Annotated in this window: 21 protein-coding genes and 2 pseudogenes; 10 read left to right on the top strand and 13 right to left on the bottom strand. The window is 43.5% G+C overall.

Translation table 11 applies throughout. From position 1 onward, the window contains the following. Window positions 1-95 precede the first annotated feature (95 nt). The 3 genes from HF322_RS01150 to ispF all read right to left on the bottom strand — a co-directional run bounded on the left by HF322_RS01150 (window position 96) and on the right by ispF (window position 1,600). Window positions 96-572, bottom strand: a complete 477-nt coding sequence (locus HF322_RS01150) for a hypothetical protein (protein WP_169391556.1) — start codon at window positions 570-572, stop codon at window positions 96-98. Window positions 573-724: 152 nt separating this feature from the next. Further along, window positions 725-1,063, bottom strand: a complete 339-nt coding sequence (grxD, locus tag HF322_RS01145) for a Grx4 family monothiol glutaredoxin (RefSeq protein WP_169391555.1) — start codon at window positions 1,061-1,063, stop codon at window positions 725-727. Window positions 1,064-1,099: 36 nt separating this feature from the next. Continuing rightward, on the bottom strand, window positions 1,100-1,600 hold the full coding sequence (gene ispF, locus HF322_RS01140; protein WP_169391554.1) for a 2-C-methyl-D-erythritol 2,4-cyclodiphosphate synthase: 501 nt from the start codon (window positions 1,598-1,600) through the stop codon (window positions 1,100-1,102). Window positions 1,601-1,856: 256 nt separating this feature from the next. On the opposite strand from ispF, the gene mnmA reads away from it, so the two are divergent. Next, complete coding sequence (mnmA, locus tag HF322_RS01135) at window positions 1,857-2,969, top strand: tRNA 2-thiouridine(34) synthase MnmA (RefSeq protein ID WP_375138516.1); 1,113 nt, start codon at window positions 1,857-1,859, stop codon at window positions 2,967-2,969. Between the two features lie 6 nt (window positions 2,970-2,975). Here mnmA and HF322_RS01130 read toward each other — a convergent pair whose 3' ends face one another. Continuing rightward, window positions 2,976-3,740, bottom strand: a complete 765-nt coding sequence (locus HF322_RS01130) for a hypothetical protein (RefSeq protein ID WP_169391552.1) — start codon at window positions 3,738-3,740, stop codon at window positions 2,976-2,978. 14 nt (window positions 3,741-3,754) lie between these two features. Continuing rightward, entirely contained in the window at window positions 3,755-4,090 is a 336-nt protein-coding gene (locus tag HF322_RS01125) for a hypothetical protein (protein ID WP_169391551.1), read from the bottom strand. A gap of 295 nt (window positions 4,091-4,385) precedes the next feature. Between HF322_RS01125 and purB the strand changes: the two genes are divergently transcribed. From purB to HF322_RS01105, 4 genes are all read left to right on the top strand, one after another. Beyond that, the gene (gene purB / locus HF322_RS01120; protein ID WP_169391946.1) at window positions 4,386-5,777 is read left to right on the top strand and encodes an adenylosuccinate lyase; all 1,392 of its coding nucleotides are present in this window, start codon (window positions 4,386-4,388) and stop codon (window positions 5,775-5,777) included. Window positions 5,778-6,066: 289 nt separating this feature from the next. Beyond that, window positions 6,067-6,438, top strand: coding sequence for a capsular biosynthesis protein (locus HF322_RS01115; RefSeq protein WP_169391550.1), 372 nt, complete (start codon window positions 6,067-6,069; stop codon window positions 6,436-6,438). Next, window positions 6,435-8,090 carry a hypothetical protein gene (locus tag HF322_RS01110; protein WP_169391549.1) on the top strand — a complete coding sequence of 552 codons (1,656 nt, stop codon included), beginning with the start codon at window positions 6,435-6,437 and terminating at the stop codon, window positions 8,088-8,090. Before HF322_RS01115 ends, HF322_RS01110 begins: the two co-directional genes overlap by 4 nt. Window positions 8,091-8,138: 48 nt before the next feature. Next, a complete protein-coding gene (locus tag HF322_RS01105) occupies window positions 8,139-8,885 on the top strand; it encodes a glycosyltransferase family 2 protein (RefSeq protein ID WP_169391548.1) in 747 nt (248 codons plus the stop codon). Between the two features lie 94 nt (window positions 8,886-8,979). On the opposite strand, the gene HF322_RS01100 is transcribed toward HF322_RS01105, so the two are convergent. Both HF322_RS01100 and HF322_RS01095 read right to left on the bottom strand, forming a co-directional pair. After that, entirely contained in the window at window positions 8,980-10,095 is a 1,116-nt protein-coding gene (locus tag HF322_RS01100; RefSeq protein ID WP_169391547.1) for a WavE lipopolysaccharide synthesis family protein, read from the bottom strand. 223 nt (window positions 10,096-10,318) lie between these two features. Then, complete coding sequence (locus HF322_RS01095; protein WP_169391546.1) at window positions 10,319-10,513, bottom strand: NF038104 family lipoprotein; 195 nt, start codon at window positions 10,511-10,513, stop codon at window positions 10,319-10,321. A 171-nt stretch (window positions 10,514-10,684) separates the two neighbouring features. Here HF322_RS01095 and HF322_RS01090 point away from each other — a divergent pair, with 171 nt between their 5' ends. Further along, window positions 10,685-11,863, top strand: coding sequence for a cupin domain-containing protein (locus HF322_RS01090; RefSeq protein ID WP_169391545.1), 1,179 nt, complete (start codon window positions 10,685-10,687; stop codon window positions 11,861-11,863). Window positions 11,864-11,936: 73 nt separating this feature from the next. Here the strand turns inward: HF322_RS01090 and HF322_RS01085 are convergent, their stop codons facing one another. Then, on the bottom strand, window positions 11,937-13,355 hold the full coding sequence (locus HF322_RS01085) for a DASS family sodium-coupled anion symporter (RefSeq protein WP_169391544.1): 1,419 nt from the start codon (window positions 13,353-13,355) through the stop codon (window positions 11,937-11,939). Between the two features lie 350 nt (window positions 13,356-13,705). Here HF322_RS01085 and HF322_RS01080 point away from each other — a divergent pair, with 350 nt between their 5' ends. Next, window positions 13,706-13,888: a hypothetical protein gene (locus HF322_RS01080; RefSeq protein WP_169391543.1), complete on the top strand. Its 183-nt coding sequence runs from the start codon at window positions 13,706-13,708 to the stop codon at window positions 13,886-13,888. Between the two features lie 22 nt (window positions 13,889-13,910). On the opposite strand, the pseudogene HF322_RS01075 reads toward HF322_RS01080, so the two are convergent. From HF322_RS01075 to HF322_RS01060, 4 genes and pseudogenes are all read right to left on the bottom strand, one after another. Beyond that, a pseudogene (locus tag HF322_RS01075) lies at window positions 13,911-14,279 on the bottom strand (YoaK family protein); the annotation flags it as partial. A gap of 35 nt (window positions 14,280-14,314) precedes the next feature. Next, window positions 14,315-15,418, bottom strand: coding sequence for an RNA-guided endonuclease TnpB family protein (locus HF322_RS01070; RefSeq protein ID WP_169391542.1), 1,104 nt, complete (start codon window positions 15,416-15,418; stop codon window positions 14,315-14,317). A gap of 114 nt (window positions 15,419-15,532) precedes the next feature. Then, window positions 15,533-15,853: pseudogene (locus HF322_RS01065) on the bottom strand (DUF1275 family protein); the annotation flags it as partial. 126 nt (window positions 15,854-15,979) lie between these two features. Next, window positions 15,980-16,780: an enoyl-ACP reductase gene (locus HF322_RS01060; protein ID WP_169391541.1), complete on the bottom strand. Its 801-nt coding sequence runs from the start codon at window positions 16,778-16,780 to the stop codon at window positions 15,980-15,982. 330 nt (window positions 16,781-17,110) lie between these two features. Here HF322_RS01060 and folE point away from each other — a divergent pair, with 330 nt between their 5' ends. Continuing rightward, a complete protein-coding gene (folE, locus tag HF322_RS01055) occupies window positions 17,111-17,707 on the top strand; it encodes a GTP cyclohydrolase I FolE (RefSeq protein ID WP_169391540.1) in 597 nt (198 codons plus the stop codon). 135 nt (window positions 17,708-17,842) lie between these two features. Beyond that, entirely contained in the window at window positions 17,843-18,664 is an 822-nt protein-coding gene (locus HF322_RS01050) for an MBL fold metallo-hydrolase (protein ID WP_219848136.1), read from the top strand. An 83-nt stretch (window positions 18,665-18,747) separates the two neighbouring features. Here the strand turns inward: HF322_RS01050 and HF322_RS01045 are convergent, their stop codons facing one another. Then, complete coding sequence (locus HF322_RS01045; protein WP_169391539.1) at window positions 18,748-19,272, bottom strand: TIGR00645 family protein; 525 nt, start codon at window positions 19,270-19,272, stop codon at window positions 18,748-18,750. Window positions 19,273-19,492: 220 nt separating this feature from the next. Between HF322_RS01045 and HF322_RS01040 the strand changes: the two genes are divergently transcribed. After that, a complete protein-coding gene (locus tag HF322_RS01040) occupies window positions 19,493-20,104 on the top strand; it encodes a DedA family protein (RefSeq protein ID WP_188211202.1) in 612 nt (203 codons plus the stop codon). Window positions 20,105-20,107 lie beyond the last annotated feature (3 nt).

Raw genomic sequence — 20,107 nt, 5'->3', positions numbered from 1 at the left:
CAGAAAAAATAAAATCAGCCGATGATTATAGCAATAATTATATTGAGATTTTAGGTTTTATTCGCTTTTACTATTACGCTTAATATTAAAAACAATTAAGACAACGGCACGATTTGGTCATTTTGCGAACTGTTGATAATATGCTGACTTCCCAAACCTTCCGGATTGTCTGCCAAATAACGGTTCATTTCGCTAATATCAGCATCAATTTTGGTCGCCGCAATTGCCGATTTAATCCTATCGACGGGCGGTAAGGGTAAGTTTTTAAGCAAAGCTAGGCGTTGGCGGTTGTCACCATGATGAATAACCACATCAATCAGCGCGCAAACATCAATGGGTAAATCGGGCGTATTTTGCGCAAGTAATGCCAAATGATAAGCGCCAGTGCTGTCTTGGTCAACGCGGATTCGCTGCTCAATGGCTTGATAGGTCGCTTCGGTTGCGCCGCCTGCCACGCTTAATTGGTGAATGCATTTGAGCGCCGAATTTGGCTCATTGTTTGCTAAATCAATGATTTGCGCTGAGACTTGTTTGAGCGCTTCACGGTGAGTGTCTGTACTTTGGTCAGTCATAGCAGTCCTTTATTGTTGTCATTTTAAATGTCTTATATGGGGAAAATTTTTCTAAAAACAACATGACTGTCAACTTTAAAAAATCAAAAAAAATCAGCCCAAACGTTAAGCTTGAGCTGATTTTTTTATAAAACTATGGATTAAAGCTTTTATTAAGCTTCTGGGCTATTGGCTTCAATGAGTGGCTTTAATTCGCCCGATTGGTACATTTGTAAAATGATATCCGAGCCGCCCATCAATTCGCCATTCACCCAAAGCTGCGGGAACGTTGGCCAGTTGCCTACTTTTGGCAAGGTCGCGCGGATTTCAGGGTTTTCTAAGATGTTGACAAAGGCAAACGGGCGACCGATTTGGGTCAATACGTCAACGGAGCGTGCTGAAAAGCCACACTGCGGAAACTGCGGTGTCCCTTTCATGTACAAAATCACTTTGTTGTCGCGGATTTGATCGCGGATTAACTGTTCGATGTCGGTGTTGGTTTGGTCAGTCATAACTACTCCAAGATAAATAAAAAGGGGATGACGCTATTAGGCTTTAACGGCGTTTGGGGTTAATAATACCACGGCTTGCGCCATGATGCCCTCTTGTCTGCCGGTAAAGCCCAATTTTTCGGTAGTACTGGCTTTAATACTGATGTTTTTGATGTCGGTTTGCAAGTCGCTTGCGATGTTGGCGCGCATCAACTCATTGTATGGCGCAAGCTTGGGACGCTCACAAAGCACGGTAATGTCGGCATTACCAAGCTGATAGCCTTCTGCCAAGACTTTGCCATAAACATAGCGCAGCAAAATGCGCGAATCAAGCCCTGCGTTTGCCGCATCGGTATCGGGGAAATGCTGACCGATATCACCCATCGCAAGCGCACCAAGCAGCGCATCCGCTAAGGCATGCAAAACAACGTCGCCGTCAGAATGCGCAAGTAAGCTGTGGCTATGCTCAATATGAACACCCGCCAGCACTACGTATTGCTGCTGAGCGCCGCTGTTATGAAACGCATGAACGTCAATACCTTGACCGATTTTTATCATTATGTTTTCCTATAAAAACTTACCTATAAAACCTCAGGGCAGCTCGCAAATTACCGCTTCCCATTTACCTGCCTACCCGATTAGCTGTTATAATATCGCGCTTATATTACCATAAGTTGTTGAGCAAATTATGTCTGTTATCTCCTCATCTTCTCAAGCGACCGAATATCATGCGCCAAACCAAAACTCTGCTGCCCACCCTGCATTAACGCTTGCGGATATCCCAAATCCTTCAAGCACGCGCGTGATTGTCGGAATGTCAGGCGGCGTTGACTCATCGGTATCGGCGGTACTGCTTAAACAAGCTGGATTTTTGGTCGAAGGCTTGTTTATGAAAAACTGGGAAGAAGATGACGGCACGGAATATTGCACCGCGATGGAAGATTTGGCGGACGCTCAAGCCGTTTGCGATAAGATTGGTATCAAGCTGCACACCGCAAACTTTGCCATGGAATATTGGGATCGTGTTTTTGAGCATTTTTTAGCCGAATACCAAGCCGGTCGAACGCCAAATCCGGATATTTTATGCAATAAAGAAATTAAGTTTAAAGCGTTTTTGGACTTTGCGTTAACGCTTGGCGCCGATTTTATTGCCACCGGTCACTATACGCGCCGAAGTGTCAACTATCAAAATGACGATGGCGAAATCGTCGCACAACTGCTTCGCGGCTTGGACAATAACAAAGACCAAAGTTACTTTTTGCATGCCGTTGGCGGCGATAAAATTGCCAAAACGCTATTTCCGGTTGGCGAGCTTGAAAAGCCCATCGTTCGTCAAATTGCGGAAGCTCATGATTTGATCACCGCCAAGAAAAAGGACTCAACCGGAATTTGCTTTATCGGTGAGCGCCGATTTAAAGACTTTTTGCAGCAGTACTTACCCGCCAAACAAGGTGATATCGTCACCGATGACGGTCAAGTTATCGGTCAGCATGATGGTCTTATGTACTACACCTTAGGTCAGCGCGGCGGTATCGGCGTTGGCGGCGTGAAAAACCGACCTGAAGAACCTTGGTTCGTCCTCGCAAAAGACTTACAAAATAACCGTTTAATCGTCGGTCAAGGTCATGATCATCCCATGCTTTTAAGCAACACCTTAACCGCTTATAAAATGGATTGGGTTGAAAATCGAGCGCCAAAAGCAGTTTTTTCAAACCAAGGCTTAAGATGTACTGCCAAATCGCGCTACCGTCAGCCTGACCAATCGTGCAGCGTTTTTGCAGATAATGAGGACGGCAGCCAAGTCCGCGTCGTCTTTGATGAGCCTCAGCGCGCCGTCACCCCAGGGCAATCGGCGGTGTTTTATCTAGGCGAGGTTTGCTTAGGCGGTGGGGTCATCTCAAAGATTGATGCGCCATGTGGGTTGTAAAAAGCGTTAATCAATTACCTCATAAACATCATAAGTTAGCTGAGCAATCGGCTGAAGCTCAGAGGTAAATTGATAAAAGCGGATATCGTAGCTTCCGGCGCTCCAGCCATCATAAGGTCGAAAACTGACCCAGTTTTGGTTACGATTTGCTACAATGTCCTTTTTTTCAAAAAGTAAAACTTGACCCGTTTGGTTATTCACCCATTTAACAAACACAAACGGGCTGGCTGGCACTTTTCCTGACGTGTCCAAATGCGCAAATAGTTTGGCATTTTTATTTAGCATCGCTGTACTAACTGACGATGCGGGCACCTCAGAGCTTAATGACAATTTGATATTGCCAACTAACGGCTGATTGTCGTTTTTGCTATACAGCTCCTCGACGGCGCGCTGCGCAAATTGCCGCTTGTCATTGATGGCATCGCTTGCCCCTTTTGCCATAAATTTATCAATATATTGACCAAGCATATAATCGGGCATATCGTTGACAATATTGAGCGCTTGCTCAGAGGAGAAATCATTGAGTGACGTGGCATTAGATAACATAGCTAACGGCGCAGTTTGCGCTTTTACATTATTTTCGACGGCTAAATTTGGTAAGTTATTTTTAGGATTGTCAAGATGCTGCGAATCAACGACCGCCGCTACCGAGGTTACGCTAGGATTCATCACCTGATCTAACTGCTGCTTACTTTGCCATAAATATGCCGTTAAAAATCCAAATATAAAGGCGATTAAAACGGCTGCGATAAATAACGCGTTATCTTTCATTCGCAAAACATTTACTATTTAGCGCATTGAAAGATATGACCGTATAATTCCATACCGTCAATCGCTACCCCATTTAACGTTATCCGACCTGTAGAGCATTTTAATAAGCTTTCTTTACCACCATTTACTTCTGGAAGTGTGATACTACAAATGCCTTCATGAGGAATTGAAACCCTTTTTCCCTGAACTTTACATTGAGCAACTGAAGGGTTTGTATTATCGCTTCCAGAACTTGAGCCGTTAGAACCTGTACCGCCTGAAACGACTCTGCCACTACTGTCAGAATCACCACCACAAGCACTTAACAAGAACGCGCTCATTAAAATTACAACTGTTGCCCGTTTATTCATTGTCCTACCTTAATATAATAGTAACTCTTATCATGATTTCGGGCGCTATTATAATCGTGATTTTATAAAATTAATAGCCTTAAACTCAACTTTTGAGTACACTTTTTTCTAATAGGCTAAAAATTCATATATCGCAATGATCTACAGTTTTAGCTCAACCACTCTAATCATCCCATCTTTATGAGCAATCTTCTTTTAATTGGCACTTTTTTCGCCAAACTCTTGCTATAATCACCCAACCTTTTTACCTCTCATCCAACCTTAACGTTAAGGATTTTTCATGACCCAAATGAGCATGACCCCGCTTACCGCCCTATCTCCCATCGATGGTCGCTACGCCAGCAAAGCCGATAGCTTGCGACCTTATTTGTCCGAATTTGGCTTGATTAAAGCGCGGGTGACCGTTGAGGTGCGCTGGCTACAATCCTTAGCAGAGCATCATGATATTCAAGAGCTTTCTGCTTTTGACGCGGCAACCAACGAGTTTTTAAACGCCATCGTTGACAACTTTAGCGAAGCCGACGCGCAAGCCATCAAAGACATCGAAGCGACCACCAACCACGATGTAAAAGCCGTAGAATACTTTATTAAAGATAAGTTTCGCGGTCAAAGCGCCCTTGAATCCTCACTTGAGTTCATCCACTTTGCGTGTACCAGTGAAGACATCAACAATTTATCTTATGCGATCATGCTCAAAGACAGCCGCAACATCGTCTTAGATAAAATGCAACAACTCATTGATAGTATTGCTGATCTTGCCATCACCTTTGCCGATCAACCTATGCTGTCGCGGACTCATGGTCAAACGGCAAGCCCAACGACGCTTGGCAAAGAAATGGCAAACGTGGCTTATCGATTAGCCCGCCAAACCAAACAAATCGCCCAAGTTGAGCTGCTTGGTAAAATGAACGGCGCGGTGGGTAACTACAATGCCCACTTATCTGCCTACCCTGACATTGATTGGCAAGCGCATGCCGAAAGCTTCATCACTGAGCACTTAGGGCTGATTTTTAACCCGTATACCACCCAAATTGAGCCTCACGATTACATCGCTGAACTGTTTGATGCTGTCAAACGCTTTAATACGATCTTAGTCGACTTTAACCGTGACGTTTGGCAATACATTAGCCTTGGCTACTTCAAGCAGCGCCTAAAAGAAGGTGAAGTTGGCTCATCGACCATGCCGCATAAAGTTAACCCGATTGATTTTGAAAACTCAGAAGGTAACTTAGGCGTTGCCAATGCCATGCTTGCGCATTTGGGTGAAAAACTGCCAATCTCAAGAATGCAGCGCGATTTGTCCGACTCAACCGTGCTTCGTAACATCGGCGTGGGACTTGCCCAAAGTATGATTGCTTATAATGCCTGCTTAAAAGGCATTAGCAAACTTGAAGTCAGCCCCGAGCGCTTGCTTGCTGATTTGGACGCCGCTCAAGAAGTCCTTGCCGAGCCTATCCAAACGGTCATGCGCCGCTACCGCGTTGAAAATCCGTATGAAAAGCTCAAAGCTTTGACTCGCGGTAATGCGATGACCCGCGATGCCATGCTCAGCTTCGTTGACAGCGATGAATTAGCCGCTGTAAGTGATAGCGATAAAGCGCGACTTCGTGAGCTGACGCCAGCCAGCTACACCGGAAATGCCGCTGAGCAAGCCCGAAATATTAAAGTTTTGATTGACAAGTTATAAATAAAAGCTTTTTTGTTTTAACCACTTTCAAATTTTAACTAAAAAAGGCGTGACCAAAATTGGTTGCGCTTTTTTTATATCTTCATAACTCTTTAGCAAAAGTCATTTTATCTATCGTAATTTTATGTGAATTTAACTTGCCTAATTAAACAACTTTGATACGACAATACGCCATCATCAAGGCTATGATAGTCCTACCATTTATAATAATAATTGGCGCTATAACAACCGCTTCGCGGCTATAAAACAACTTTGCCAAAACTTTATAAAATAATTAAGAAAAGGACTTATGAAACGACTTATTTTTGATTTGGATGACACGTTGTGCCATACCAAAGATGGTGATTATAAAAATGCGGTGCCAGCTTTTGACATGATTGACAAGCTTCGTGATTATCATCGTCAGGGCTTTACTATTGTGCTGCACACCAGTCGCAATATGCGAACATTTTCAGGGAATGTGGGCGAAATTAATAAAAATACCTTACCGATTATTATCGATTGGCTTGACCGTCATGAGGTGCCTTATGACGAGATTTATGTGGGCAAACCATGGTGCGGATTTGAAGGATTTTATGTTGATGATAAAGCGATCAGACCTGATGAGTTTTTAAACTTATCTTACGCTGAGGTTTGCAAGCTATTAAGGATGACGCCATGATTATTATTCACTCATCCCGATTTGTAAATGCAGAATTTGAAGCTGAAATTGGGCTTATTCCGCCATGTATGCTTCCGATTGGCAACAAAAAAATGCTTGAGCTGCAAGTGGCAAATTTTAAAGCCAAGTTTCCTCATGAAAAAATTGTTGTGACGCTACCAAAACACTATAAATTAACCATTAACGAGCAAGCAGTTATCAAAGAGCTTGAAATAAGCGTTCAACGCATTTGCGATCAATTAAGCTTTGCTGAGGCGATCTTATATCTGCTCAATATTGAGTCGGAAAATTGTGACGATACCATTCGGATTTTGCAAGGCGATCGGCTTTTAAATGATATCCCACTTGCTAATGATTGTATTGCCGTAGCAGGTGCTTGCCGGCAAAGTGACTGGTATGATCGCTATCAGCGCCAAGATAATGAGTCACGCTGGCTTGGTTATTTTGCCTTTTCCTCAAAACCCAATTTGACCAAAGCGCTTGCGTTATCAGCCTCAAGCTTTATTGATGCCATTCATCATTATAATGATAGCATCTCACTTAAAGAGGTTCAACCGACGGATTGGTACAATTGCAGTCATTTTAATAGCTACTTTGATGCTCGATCCAGCATCACCACCCAGCGCTCATTTAATGCGCTGACCATTGACGCCGGCGTTGTTACCAAAACCAGTGATGATGATGTCAAGATTCAAGCCGAAGTCCACTGGTTTACCAATTTACCTGCCTCGCTTAAGCGCTTTACGCCGCAGTTTATTGGCAATGGTCGCTTGCAAGATGACATCACGACATATTATCAATTAGAGTTTTTACCGATCCTTCCGCTTAATGAGCTTTATGTTCATGGTCGCAACCCCATTTGGTTTTGGCAGCAGATTTTTGATTTGGTTAAAGAGTTTTTCGCTCAAGCCACCACCAGTGACAAGATGCAGCCGTTAGAGTTGACTCAAATTGATGACTGTTTGGAGGACTTGTACCGTAAAAAAACCTTTGGCAGGTTAAAAACTTATCAGCAATCCAGCCAAGTTGACTTGCATGCGCCCGTTGATTACGAAGGCGTCTCAATTGGTTCTATTTTTGATATTGCCAACGACTGTATTGAGCGCGCCCTACAACTGCCAAGCCAGCCGATCATTATGCATGGCGATTTATGCTTTAGTAATATGCTGTTTGACGTTCGTGGTCGCAGGCTCAAACTTATCGACCCGCGCGGTCTTGATTGTCATAACAATTTTAGCATTTTCGGTGATTTAAGTTATGACTTGGCAAAACTTGCCCATTCCGTGGTTGGCATGTATGACTTTATTATTGCGGGGCGCTTTGAGATCGTCACTCATCAGCACGATCGGGGTCAAAGCCAAAGCATTTGCTTTGATATCGACGATCGTTTGGCACAAATTCAAGATTGTTTTTTACAAACCAAATTTCATCAACAGTTTGAAATGAAGGCTATTATGCCTGCTGTCGTGCTGTTGTTTTTATCGATGTTGCCTTTACATGCTGACCGTCCTGATCGTCAAAAAGCCATGCTGCTCAATGCTTATCGCTTGTATAAAACTTATGTTTATCAAGGCCAAAGCCCAAAAACCGCTGCTTATCATGATCAAACTTACCATGACCAAACTTATAACAAGGATGTGTTGGAAGGCTAAAGGGAATACTAGGATTGAAACCTAATACTATTAAAATTAAGGATTTTTATGATTGTCATTCCAATGGCGGGGCTTAGCAGTCGCTTTTTTAAAGCAGGATTTGAGGTTCCAAAGTATCAGTTGACTATTCATGATGAGTTTGTGTTTGATTTGGCGCTCAAATCATTCGAGCGCTATTTTGCAAGCGAGCTTTTTGTGATTGTCGTCCGCAATGTTTTTGATGCCAAAAGTTTTGTTGAATCAAGACTGACAGCGCTTGGTGTTCAACATTATCTGATAACAGAGCTTGATTTTGAAACCCAAGGTCAAGCGGAAACGGTGCTGCTTGGTATTGACAACCCAAATATTGATGATGACGAGCCGTTGTTTATTTTTAATATTGATACCTTTCGCTATGATTTTATTAAGCCTGACTTTTTACCTGACTGCTCAGGATATTTAGAAGTGTTTGAAGGCGATGGCGATCATTGGTCGTTTATTGAGATTGATGACGATGATAATGTGATTCGAACTACCGAAAAAGAGCGCATTTCAAACCTTTGTAGCGATGGGCTATATTATTTTGCCAGCAAACAGCTTTATATTAATGTGTTAAATGAGGCAAAAGCAAAAAACTTATTGGTCAATAATGAGCTTTATATCGCGCCGATTTACAACTTGTTGATTGAGCAAGGTAAAAGCGTTCGTTATCACTGTATTACTGATGATGAGATTGACTTTTGCGGAACGCCGGATGAATATCGTGCTTTATTAACCAATGGCTTAAAACGTGCGCCATTAAAAAAAGCAGGTTAATAAAAGCTTTTTATCAGAGTAAAACTTAACAATAAAAAAGCGGCAACTTTAAGCCGCTTTTTTATGGGAAATTACAGATTTAAGCATAAATAATTTAAGGATAAATCAAACTCATAGTCACCTGCTCAGCAGCAATTCTAGCAAGGTTATCACGCTTAAGTGCCAAGCGTGAGTCAGCGGCATCAAGAAGCGCTTGGTTAGGGTTATTAAGTTGCCAATGCTCGCTTAATAAGCGATACCAGTCCTCATGATTGACGCAGTTAAGCGCCATAAAGTCATCACCTTGAACCCAGCCGTATTTAGGAAAGCTTAAGCCAAATTGGTCAAGATCAAGAACGATAAAATGTTCCGCTAAAAAGCGATTGTAACCCGTTAAAATCTCATCATCAATTTGGTTGTAGTGGCTTGGCACTTTATAGCCGCGTGATTTGGCGTATTTGACCGCGATATGCTGCTCAACAGCAAGCTTGGTGCGAAACTGATTGTCAAAAAACGCCGCGTCATCATCATGACTATGACTTTCAAAATAAGTGGCGTTTTTCTCGCTCATCGGTTTGACTGACCAATATTCTTGCAAAGCTTTGCGCTTACCAAACTGAACCCAGTCACTCACATGATACGCCATATGCTCATAAACATTGGGGTCGATGGTAAAAAAGCTGGCTACGGCAATTGGTGAGTATTTTTTATTATTTTTCTTGCGTTTTACACTGCTAGATTTTGATTTTTTTGAGGCTTTTTGCGGTGATGTTGGTGATTGAGCGCTGAGCGTCTGGCTGTCTGATTGCGGCGCTTTTTTAATGGCTTTGACGTAATCGTCATAAATGCTTAGCAAATGATCTGACGTTAAAAAGCTGTCAGCGCGCAGTTTTAACGCGTATTTGGTAGCGACCAGTGCCATTCCCGCCGCCGTTGAAGCAATTTGGCGGTTGACGTTATTTGGGGTGTCGTAGCCAAACTTGATGTTTGGTAGTCCACCTGGATCGGGATTTAATACTAAATGGTCAACGCCAAGTTTGGCAGCGGTATTGTAGTCACTTGGAAATTCAAAGCTGTTCCAAGTCGATAAAATGATTCGAGCTTTAGGTAGGGCTTTTTTAGTTTGCGCCAAGTTATACAAAAAGTCACTGCCATCCGTGGCGCCCGTTCCAAGTTGATTGGGGTCAATGTGACCTTGAAACACGACCGTTATTTTTTTACTTTTAATCATGATTGTCCTTAATAGCAACAGTGTTAAGCCAGTTATTTTATGTATTGCAAGCTTGATTGCTCAGCGGCTAAAGTATATTTCATCCGCTTTTGAGCGATCTTAATGCTTGATTCTATGGGCTTTCCACGAATATTGCTGTTCTTAATCTGTAAGCAATACCAAGCGATAATCTTTGACCAATCATCATCAAAATTGAGGGGAGGTTTGCGCGAACACCTGATGGTTATTTTCGCGATTTATCCTTTTCCTCGTCATCATCGCCATCTGGAATGACGGCGCGAGCGACGGCTGCCGTGCCTTTGACCACGCCTTTGGTGGTTTTGTAGGCTATTTTAACCGGAACCGTGACGACTTTATGAACGCAGCCTTGGACGAACAAAAAGCTGGCGAGAATGGCAATTAAGGATAGTTTTTTCATAGCGTCCTAGGTATGATATTGCGATCATTGCAGTGATGATGGCAGGTTGGATTTCAACCGCCATCATAAACGATTTTTTAAGCTTGTAATACCTGCTTACAATAAATTCAGCAGATTATTTTGTTAATCCTGATGCTGACTTCCGTTATTCCTTATTCGTTGGAAAAATTCATGAGCGTTCATCCCCTTTGTTTGCCCAAATACATGTCTAAAGCGCAGTTTTTATCCAAATATTGGCAAAAAAAGCCGCTGCTGATTAAAAATGGCTTGCCTGCTTTGGTCGGAATGTTTGAGCCTGAGGATATTTTGGGATTGGCGCTTGAGGAGGATGCCTCCGCACGACTTATCACGCAAGCGGATAAAAAAATTAATGGCGCACCGCAGTGGCAAGTCAAAAAAAGCCCACTTACTGAAAGCGATTTTGAAAGCGTGCCAAATCTTTGGACGGTTCTTGTGCAAAATCTTGAGCAGTGGTCGCCAGAGCTTGGTGCGCTTTGGCAAGCATTTGACTTTATTCCACAGTGGCAGCGCGATGACATTATGGTGTCGTTTGCCCCAAAAGGCGGTTCGGTAGGCAAGCATTATGACGATTATGATGTGTTTTTGGCGCAAGGCTTTGGTCACAGACGTTGGCAACTTGGCAAAGTTTGTGATGAGTCGAGCGAATTTGTCGCCGGTGAGCCGATCCGCATTTTTGATGACATGGGCGAGATTGTCTTTGATGAGGTGCTTGCAGCAGGCGACGTGCTTTACGTGCCGCCAAAATGGTCGCATTTTGGGGTAGCTCAAGATGACTGCTTGACCTTTTCATTTGGCTGTCGCCGCCCAAATTTGATGCAAATCATTGACAGTCTTGCCGATGTGGCAACCAATGACCCTGCCCTTTTTGTGCCGATGCTGCTACCACAATCAAGCCAGCCGTCAGGAGCGCTTGAATCTTCAAGCATTGAAGCCATCCGCTCGCAGTTGGTTGAGCTATTGACTTCCGATCAAGGATCAAACCTTATTCAGCAAGCCGTTTGTGAGGTAGTTAGCAAGCGGCAATATGATGCTTTGGTTCCTGAAGAGCTGCCAAGTACGGATGAGTTGGTTGCCGCGATTACTGAGGGCGCGACGCTTAAAGCCGACTTTAGCAGCCGCTTAATTTATACGACCATGGATAACGAAACAGTCATTTTTGCCAATGGTCAGCGCTTAGATGACATTTCTGCTGGTGCAGCTCAGCTACTGGTTCAGCTTGCCGATGGCGCGTCACTTGGTCTTGATGATTTGGCGGAAGTGGATAGCGATGAGGTGATGGACTGGATCGAAAACGGTTGGGTTTGGGTCGATGATAGTGATTTGCAATAAAAAGTGATGAGCTATTAATAGCATTAAAAAAACCGATGCGCGCTTGCCATCGGTTTTTTATGTGGTCAAGTGGTTATATTAAGAAAAAATACGCCCAAAGCCCGACGATCATTGTGGCGATCACGTTTAAAATCAGTCCCGTTCGTACCATCTCGGACTGTTTGATAAGCCCTGTTCCAAAGACGATGGCGTTTGGTGGCGTGGCAACCGGAAGCATAAACGCGCAAGACGCACCAATGCCAATAATAAGAACGAGTACTTCTTGCGGCAATCCCATTTGCTCCGCGATCGCGGCAAAAACGGGAACCAATAGCGCCGCCGACGCCGTATTTGACGCAAATTCAGTTAAGAAAATGATAAACGCGGAAACGGCAATCATCACGACCAAAAGCGGCGCAACCGACAGCGCATTGGCAACCGTTTGCCCTAAAATGAGCGACGCGCCAGAGATTTTTAAAATATTAGATAGTGCAATCCCGCCACCAAAGAGCATCAACACGCCCCAGTCAGTATTGTCCGAAACCTGCTTCCATGACACCAATCCCAAGCTCACCACGGCTGCTGCCGCAGTCAAGGCAATCACCGCATCAGTATCGGTAATATTAAGAAACGCGCCGACTTGTTTTGAAAATATCCAGCTAAGCGCTGTCAAGATAAATACGATAATGGTTAATATCCGCGGCTTATTCCACTCAATGACCGCTTCATTACTTAGCTCTACGTTTCGGTTTAAATTGGGTTTTAAATACCAATACATTGCCCCTAATAGCGCTGGAAGCAAGACGAGCATCATTGGAATACCAAATTTCATCCAATCCACAAAAGCAATATTAAGCGCCTTTGCCGCAATCGCGTTGGGTGGCGATCCTACGATCGTTCCAAGACCACCAAGACTTGCTGAATACGCAATCCCAAGCAGCACAAATACAAACGTACCGCGATCTTTGTGGCGATCAACTTGCGTCAATACACCAAGCGCAAGCGGCAACATCATCGCCGCCGTTGCCGTGTTTGATATCCACATGGACAAAAACGCCGTCACCGCAAAAATCAAAAATACTGCCGTTCGCAAATTGCCACCTGATAGCGATAAGATTTTTAGCGCAATTTTGCGATCAAGCTGCTGAACGTGAAGCGCGGCGGCAAGCGCAAAGCCGCCAAAAAATAGATAAATGGTCGGATTGGCAAAACTCGATAAGCCAATCTCAGCATCAAACTCAGGAATGCCAATCAGCACCCCAACCACCACCACCAAAATCGCCGTAATGGTCACATGAAGCGCTTCGGTCAGCCAAAGCGCACCGATGAAGAATAGCATTGCCAAGCCTTTATTGGCATTGACATCAAACGGTAAAACATTATAAATAATCACGCTGATGATCGCGGCAATTGCCACCACGATCAGCCCTCTTCCTGTACCCTTTGGAAAAGTATCGGTAAATAAATATTCGTTGCCATCATCGGGGATGTGGCTGTCCAATTTTTCTTGCATAAACTTTCCTTGATTGCTTATTACATTGCAGTTATAAACTTTAAAACGTTGAATCACGCAATGATTAAAAAGGTAACACTCAAATCATTTTTAGAAAAATATTTAAGGGATTTTAGAAATACTCGTTACCAATATATAACATTTAAGAAAAATTTTTAAATTTTATCTTATAAAAGGATTTAAATTTTATCATTTTAATAATGATCCATATTACAAGATGTCACTAAAGTTACCTTGAGCTCCCTTTTCAGCCCAATAAAACTATTTCATAATAGCTAAGTGACAAACAATTTATGATTAAATGTTTATCATAAATTGTTTTAAAAATAACAATAACGAAGGAGAACGAAATGCCACGCAATAAAACGGACGCTACCACCAAAATGGCGCCAAAGGATATCAATCAAGATGGCTTGGCTAAAAAAGACCAACAGCGAACGGACGATTCCGCGCTTGATATGATGCAAGGGCTTCATGAGCATGAAGACCATGATGACTCGGCTGAAACTACCAGCGATAATGACAGCAAATAAATGCCTTTAAATAAAAAAGCGCTTATGATAAGCGCTTTTTTTGTCTATGCCGCCTTGGTTGGCGTTTTTCGGGAAGTTTTTCAGAGGCGTAATTATAAAAAAAGGCAGCCGATAAAACGATGGTAATGGGAACAAATAACGCATGGTAGCCCACTTTAGCAAATAAAAACGCGCCTACCGTACCGCCGCCGCAAAAGCAGTACCAAATGATGGCTTGAAAGCCAAGCGTGGCTTTGTTGATAGAGCGACCAGCAAGCCAATTGCCAATTGCCGCGCCCATGTCCGAAGTCAGCCCCGTCAGATGCGTCGTTCGGATCACCGCACCGCTATAGGTTGCGACCATAGCATTTTGCAGTCCGCAAGCCATCGCAGCGGCAAGCTGACCTAAATAGTCAGTCATGCTCTTGATTTGACTTCCTCCCCGCCCTAAAGTGAGGGGGTTACTCCAGCGAGACGGCAAAGCCCTGCCGCAAGAATGTTCTTAGCGGCATTAATATCTCTATCATGCCATGTGCCACACCTAGCACACCTCCATTCTCTTATTCCAAGCATCGCCCTACCTTTCGGACTGTTTTGGCGTGAGCCGCATCGCGAGCAAGTTTGGGTGGTGTAGTTTTCATTCACAATCTCAAACTGACCGTCTGCATGCTTGCACTTGTATTCCAACTGTCGTTTGATTTCAAACCAACCTGCATCATAGGTTGATTTGGCGAGTTTGGTGCTCGAAGAAGTGAATGAACGTGATTTAACATCACCGACCACAATCAAAGCATTGTCTTTGGCCAATTGGGTGGTGAATTTATGAATTAAGTCTTGTCTTGTATTTTTAATCTTGGCGTGAATGGCACGAGCACGCTGTTTATTTTTGGCTCTTTGGGCAACTGCCAGTTTTGCCGCCCATTTTTGTGTTTGTTTGATGGTAAGCGTCTCACCGTTTGAGGTAGTCGCGGCTTCTTTTAATCCTAAATCAATGCCGACTTGACCGCCACCGCAAGTAGTTTTAGGATATTTTTTAACAGTAATACAGGCGTACCATCTGCCTCTTGAGTCTTGAACCAATTCAAGGGTATTAATTTGATATCGGCTAAGATTGTAGCTGTCAAACATTTCAATAATTAGCTTTTGATGGTTGGCTAAGCTTAATTGAAGGGTGGATTTCAACGCCTTTTTACCGCTTTGGCGAGTGCCAATATATTTAATAGCAGACTTTTTAAACGGTATCCAGCCCAAGCTTTTGCGGCATGATTTAGGATTATTGGTTCGCCATTTTAATTTAGCTTTTTTAAATTGTTTACGGGCTTTGGCGTGGATCTCACCAATCGCTTGAATGGTCTGTGAGTGTAAACCAAGCTCACCGCCTGCACCTTTGGTATAAGCGGTAATGTCATAGGCGCTAAAGAATAGACCGGTTCGTTGCAAGTGCTTAAAACTTAACTCATTGACGTAATTCCAAACGAAGTTAACCGCATGGCTTATGCTATTAAGCGGCTTGCTATGTTTGTCTTTAAGTCGAAGTTTGAGTGTTTTCATCGTTTTAGTTTGCTGGGTTTGGTGAATTTTAGCAAGCTTATCGCTGCTTTAAACGTCAATGGCTGTCGCCTGATATCCATGCTTAGAGGGGCATGGTTTTACGGCGACTTTGGATAAAAAATAGCTTGCCAGTAATAAAAAAGCTTCGATATAAAGCGCCCGACCGTAGCTTTTGCCAAGCTTTAAGGACGTCTGACCAACGACAAAACCACTTAAAATCGCGCCCGTTAAAAACGATATTAAGGACGCGCCAATAAACAGTGAGCTTTTGATATCAAGATGGGCGATGGCAGCTGAAAAAAAGCTCACATTGCCGGTCACATGCGACACTGAAAGCCGAGTAAATCCCATCAGCGCGGCAGTATTCACGCAGCCTGCGCTAAACGCAAGCACCGCGCCGCCCCAAAATACCCATCTTGGAAGCTTGGTAATCATCATTTGCCCTTGATACTGCTAAATCTGACTTAGTATAACCAAAAAAGACAGCCTTTTGGCTGCCTTCTTTTATAAACTGACGGTCAAATCACTTAAAAACGCCTTAAAATGACATTTTAATTATCATTATTCATCATCGAGCATCAATTGCGGGCTGATTGCTACGGTGTTAAATCCAGCATCAACAAATAAAATCTCGCCAGTAATGCCAGATGCCCAAGGGGATAATAAAAATAATGCCGCATTGCCGACTTCTTCTTGGCTCACGTTACGCTGAAGCGGGGCAATTTTTTCGCTGATATCCAGCATTTTACGGAATGATTTGATGCCACTTGCTGCCAACGTTCGGATAGGTCCTGCTGAGATGGCATTAACGCGGATGCCCTCGCCGCCAAGTGACGTTGCCAAGTAGCGAACACTTGCCTCAAGGCTAGCTTTTGCCATTCCCATAACGTTATAGTTTGGCAATACTGAAATGCTGCCTTCATAAGTCAAGGTGAGCATCGAGCCGCGGCGTTTGGCTAACAGCTCGCGACCGGCTTTGGCAAGAGCTACAAAGCTATAGCTTGAAATATCATGAGCAATTTGACTGCCTTCACGGGTGGTCGCGTCAGTAAAGTCACCATCCAACTGATCCATAGGCGCAAAGCCGATGGCGTGAACAATACCATTAATGCCATCGCCCCAATGCTCAGCAACTTTATCAAAACAAGCTTTGATGGACTCATCCGACGCCACATCACATTCAATCACCAAATCTGCGCCAAACGCCTCTGCCGCCATATCGACACGCTTTTTAATCTTATCATTGGGATAAGTCAAAATCAGCGACGCCCCTTCACGGTGCAAAGCCTCGGCAATCGCCCAAGCAATCGATAGTTTGCTGGCAATACCAGTCACGACAAAGCGCTGTCCTTGAAGTAGCATAATAAACCCTTATAAAAGTAAAAGAAATGAGCGTTGCTCTTGATTATACACGATTCAAAATTAAGTAAACAGTCGTAAACCCATAGCTTTTCAAATGATTGGCTCGGATTTTTTTTTAACCTTTTGATTTCTATCTTGCTAAATTTTACTATGATCAAAATTTTTAGCGGCAATATTGACCAGCAACTCACAACAAATTCACGCCAGTGGTAGGAAGTTGAGCCAATTTCACGTATAATCAGCGCCACATTAAGATTGCAAGCTTATGCCAAATGGTTATAACAAATTTGGTATGAAGTGATTTTTACCTATTGGACGGTTGACAACCTTATGAGTAACACCCTAACTTTAACCTCCGACTACCAAGAAAGCATCGAATCTTATCGCCAACTTATCAGCTCAACTGGCGAGGATTTAGAGCGTCCCGGACTTGAAGATACGCCAAAGCGGGCGGCAAAAGCCTTTGATTATCTCACCCAAGGCTATCATCAAGATTTAAGTGTCGTGGTCAATGATGCGGTGTTTCCATCGACCAACCGCGAGTTGGTTTTGGTTCAAAATATCGAGTTTTACTCGCTTTGTGAGCATCATTTGTTGCCGTTTTATGGGGTCGCTCATATTGGCTACCTGCCCAATGGTCAGGTGCTTGGGCTGTCCAAATTTGCCCGAATTGTGGATATGTTTGCCCGCCGCTTGCAAATTCAAGAAAATTTAAGTGAGCAAGTTGCGCAAACGATTATGGATGTGACCGGCTGCCGCGGCGTTGCGGTGGTTATGGATGCCGCTCACATGTGTATGATGATGCGTGGTGTCAACAAACAAATGTCAACCACAAGAACCACTTCAATGCTTGGTGAGTTTGTTCATGACAATCAAGCCCGCAATGAGTTTTTAGATGCTGTTCCTAAGCGAAAACCGGCGCTATAAACCCCATTGTGAATTTGGTCTAAGCCAATAAAAGGATACAAAAGTATCCTTTTTTTTCGCCTAAATGTTGTCAAGATAAAAGCGCTTTAAAAATAATCATAAGAAATAAATTTGCTTATAAAAGGACAATCAATAATGACCATGCAGCATTTTCTTTGTAGCACTTGTGGCACTTCTTACCCAAAAAGCGAGTTACCGCCAAAACATTGCCCGATTTGTGATGATGAGCGGCAATTTGTACCGCCATCGGGGCAAGAGTGGACGACGCTTGATCAGCTTATCGACTCGCATTGCAATCGCTGGAAGCTTCACGAGCCAAATTTATTTGAAATCAAAACTTATCCGGACTTTGCCATTGCTCAGCGCGCGTTTTTAATTCAAACCCCAAGCGGCAACATTCTTTGGGATTGTCTCTCCTTACTTGACCCGGCAACCGAACAGCTTATTCGCGCCTTAGGCGGTTTAAAAGCCATTGCTATCTCTCATCCGCACTATTACACCACCATGCAAGATTGGGCGCAGGCGTTTGCCGTTCCCGTTTATTTACATGAGTGGGATCATGACTGGGTGATGCGTGAGGATGATCATTTGACCTTTTGGCAAGGCGATACTTTTGAGCTAGGCGATGGCTTAACCTTAATTCGCTTAGGTGGTCATTTTCCAGGCGGAACCGTGCTACATTGGTCGCAAGGCGCGGACGGCAAAGGCGTGCTTATGAGCGGCGATATCGTTCAAGTGGCTGAAGATGTCCGCCGCGTGTCTTTTATGTGGAGTTATCCCAACATGCTACCGCTTTCGGCTGATACCGTTCAGCGCATTGGTGATACCTTGCAGCCTTGGGAATTTGACCGGATTTATGGGGCGTTTGATGGCAAAACGGTCAAATCTGACGCCAAATGGGTAATCAACCGTAGCGTAACGCGATATGTTGAGCTATTGAACAGTTATCAGCATTAACGTTTAAGGTGTCATTAAAAAAACTTGCCATTGCTTACATTAAACCCGCAGGCAAGTTTTATTTTTCTATATTTTAAGTGGGCTTAATGCTTTTTGGTATCACCTGCCACTTTATCCATCACCGCAAATAATACCCCTGAAATCACAAAGGTCATGTGAATAATGACTTTCCACATCAAGCTATTGGCATCGGCATCGGTCAAATCTTTTGGAATATCCATAAACGATTTGAGCAAATCAATCGCAGAAATCGCCACAATCGCGCCGATGACCTTGAGCTTTAGCCCCGAAAAGTCAATTTTGCCCATCCATTCGGGGCGGTCTTCGTGATTTTCAGTGTCAATTTTGGAAACGAAAATCTCATAACCACTAAAAATGATAATAATAAGTAGGTTGGCAACCAGTGACATATCCACCAGCGCCAAAATCCCCACGATAACGTCCGCTTCTGCCGCAACAAAAACATGCGTGGTCATGTGCCAAAGCTCTTGTAAAAACTTAACGAACAACAATACAATAGCAATCACTAAGCCCACATAAAATGGCGCAATCAGCCAACGACTGTTAAAGATGGCTTTTTCTAGCAAAAATTCGACTTTTTTTAACATAAAAATCTCGAAAAAAAAGAGAAATTATAAAGTATTATTCTAAGCTTGTGATTGCAAAATTATTGCTGAATCGCAAATTTTACCTGTCTTTTCTTGTGTCTATATCGTTATAAAACCACGCCATTCTCAGCTTTTGAACGTAGGCTTCGGCGTAAAACCATCTTAAATTACCGTAACGTCTATCTGGCGATCCTTGCTGGACTTTTTTAAGGGGCTCATCATGAGTCAAATTATTGACGGTGTTCTTGCCATCATGGCAAAGTTTGGCTATCTTGGCATTGCCTTTGCTATGTTTTTAGAAAATATTTTCCCGCCCATTCCCTCAGAGCTTATCATGCCAGCAGCAGGCTTTGCGGTGGCAAAAGGCGAGCTTCAGCTGGTATTGGTGATTATTGCAGGGACGATAGGTGCTACCTTAGGCGCGCTGCCCTTTTATTATTTGGGCTACGTATTTAACGAAGACCGCTTGAGCCTTTGGGTTAAAAAGTATGAAAAAGTGATCTTTGTTAAAGTGGATGATGTGACCGCTGCCAGCCGCTGGTTTGAGCGTCACGGCAGTAAAGCGGTGTTTTTTGGTCGAATGGTTCCAGGAGTTCGCTCGCTGATTTCGATCCCTGCTGGCATCAATAAAATGCCGCTTGGGCGTTTTTTATTATTTACCTTGTTAGGGTCAAGCCTTTGGACAACCGCGCTAACCTTGTTAGGTTATTATTTGGGGAAAAACTACACACTCATTGAAGCAGCGATTGCGCCTTATTCCAAAATATTTTTGGCAATCAGCGCGATTTTGGTTATTGGCTGGCTCGTTAAACAAAGGCTTCGTCGGCGGTAAAGT

The sequence above is a fragment of the Psychrobacter sp. MF31 genome (genome assembly GCF_012847335.1).
In the GTDB taxonomy this organism is placed as follows: Bacteria; Pseudomonadota; Gammaproteobacteria; order Pseudomonadales; family Moraxellaceae; genus Psychrobacter.
Note: the sequence above shows the minus strand (reverse complement) of the source record. Positions and strands in the feature narration are given on the sequence as shown.

Coding starts and splice junctions, on each gene's coding strand:
- grxD (WP_169391555.1), bottom strand. CDS start 1,063: ATGACTGACCAAACCAACACCGACATCGAACAGTTAATCCGCGATCAA.
- HF322_RS01085 (WP_169391544.1), bottom strand. CDS start 13,355: ATGCAAGAAAAATTGGACAGCCACATCCCCGATGATGGCAACGAATAT.
- HF322_RS01095 (WP_169391546.1), bottom strand. CDS start 10,513: ATGAAAAAACTATCCTTAATTGCCATTCTCGCCAGCTTTTTGTTCGTC.
- HF322_RS01105 (WP_169391548.1), top strand. CDS start 8,139: ATGATTGTCATTCCAATGGCGGGGCTTAGCAGTCGCTTTTTTAAAGCA.
- purB (WP_169391946.1), top strand. CDS start 4,386: ATGACCCCGCTTACCGCCCTATCTCCCATCGATGGTCGCTACGCCAGC.
- HF322_RS01150 (WP_169391556.1), bottom strand. CDS start 572: ATGACTGACCAAAGTACAGACACTCACCGTGAAGCGCTCAAACAAGTC.
- HF322_RS01080 (WP_169391543.1), top strand. CDS start 13,706: ATGCCACGCAATAAAACGGACGCTACCACCAAAATGGCGCCAAAGGAT.
- HF322_RS01040 (WP_188211202.1), top strand. CDS start 19,493: ATGAGTCAAATTATTGACGGTGTTCTTGCCATCATGGCAAAGTTTGGC.
- HF322_RS01100 (WP_169391547.1), bottom strand. CDS start 10,095: ATGATTAAAAGTAAAAAAATAACGGTCGTGTTTCAAGGTCACATTGAC.
- HF322_RS01110 (WP_169391549.1), top strand. CDS start 6,435: ATGATTATTATTCACTCATCCCGATTTGTAAATGCAGAATTTGAAGCT.
- ispF (WP_169391554.1), bottom strand. CDS start 1,600: ATGATAAAAATCGGTCAAGGTATTGACGTTCATGCGTTTCATAACAGC.
- folE (WP_169391540.1), top strand. CDS start 17,111: ATGAGTAACACCCTAACTTTAACCTCCGACTACCAAGAAAGCATCGAA.
- HF322_RS01130 (WP_169391552.1), bottom strand. CDS start 3,740: ATGAAAGATAACGCGTTATTTATCGCAGCCGTTTTAATCGCCTTTATA.
- HF322_RS01070 (WP_169391542.1), bottom strand. CDS start 15,418: ATGAAAACACTCAAACTTCGACTTAAAGACAAACATAGCAAGCCGCTT.
- HF322_RS01125 (WP_169391551.1), bottom strand. CDS start 4,090: ATGAATAAACGGGCAACAGTTGTAATTTTAATGAGCGCGTTCTTGTTA.
- HF322_RS01050 (WP_219848136.1), top strand. CDS start 17,843: ATGACCATGCAGCATTTTCTTTGTAGCACTTGTGGCACTTCTTACCCA.
- HF322_RS01115 (WP_169391550.1), top strand. CDS start 6,067: ATGAAACGACTTATTTTTGATTTGGATGACACGTTGTGCCATACCAAA.
- HF322_RS01090 (WP_169391545.1), top strand. CDS start 10,685: ATGAGCGTTCATCCCCTTTGTTTGCCCAAATACATGTCTAAAGCGCAG.
- HF322_RS01060 (WP_169391541.1), bottom strand. CDS start 16,780: ATGCTACTTCAAGGACAGCGCTTTGTCGTGACTGGTATTGCCAGCAAA.
- mnmA (WP_375138516.1), top strand. CDS start 1,857: ATGTCAGGCGGCGTTGACTCATCGGTATCGGCGGTACTGCTTAAACAA.
- HF322_RS01045 (WP_169391539.1), bottom strand. CDS start 19,272: ATGTTAAAAAAAGTCGAATTTTTGCTAGAAAAAGCCATCTTTAACAGT.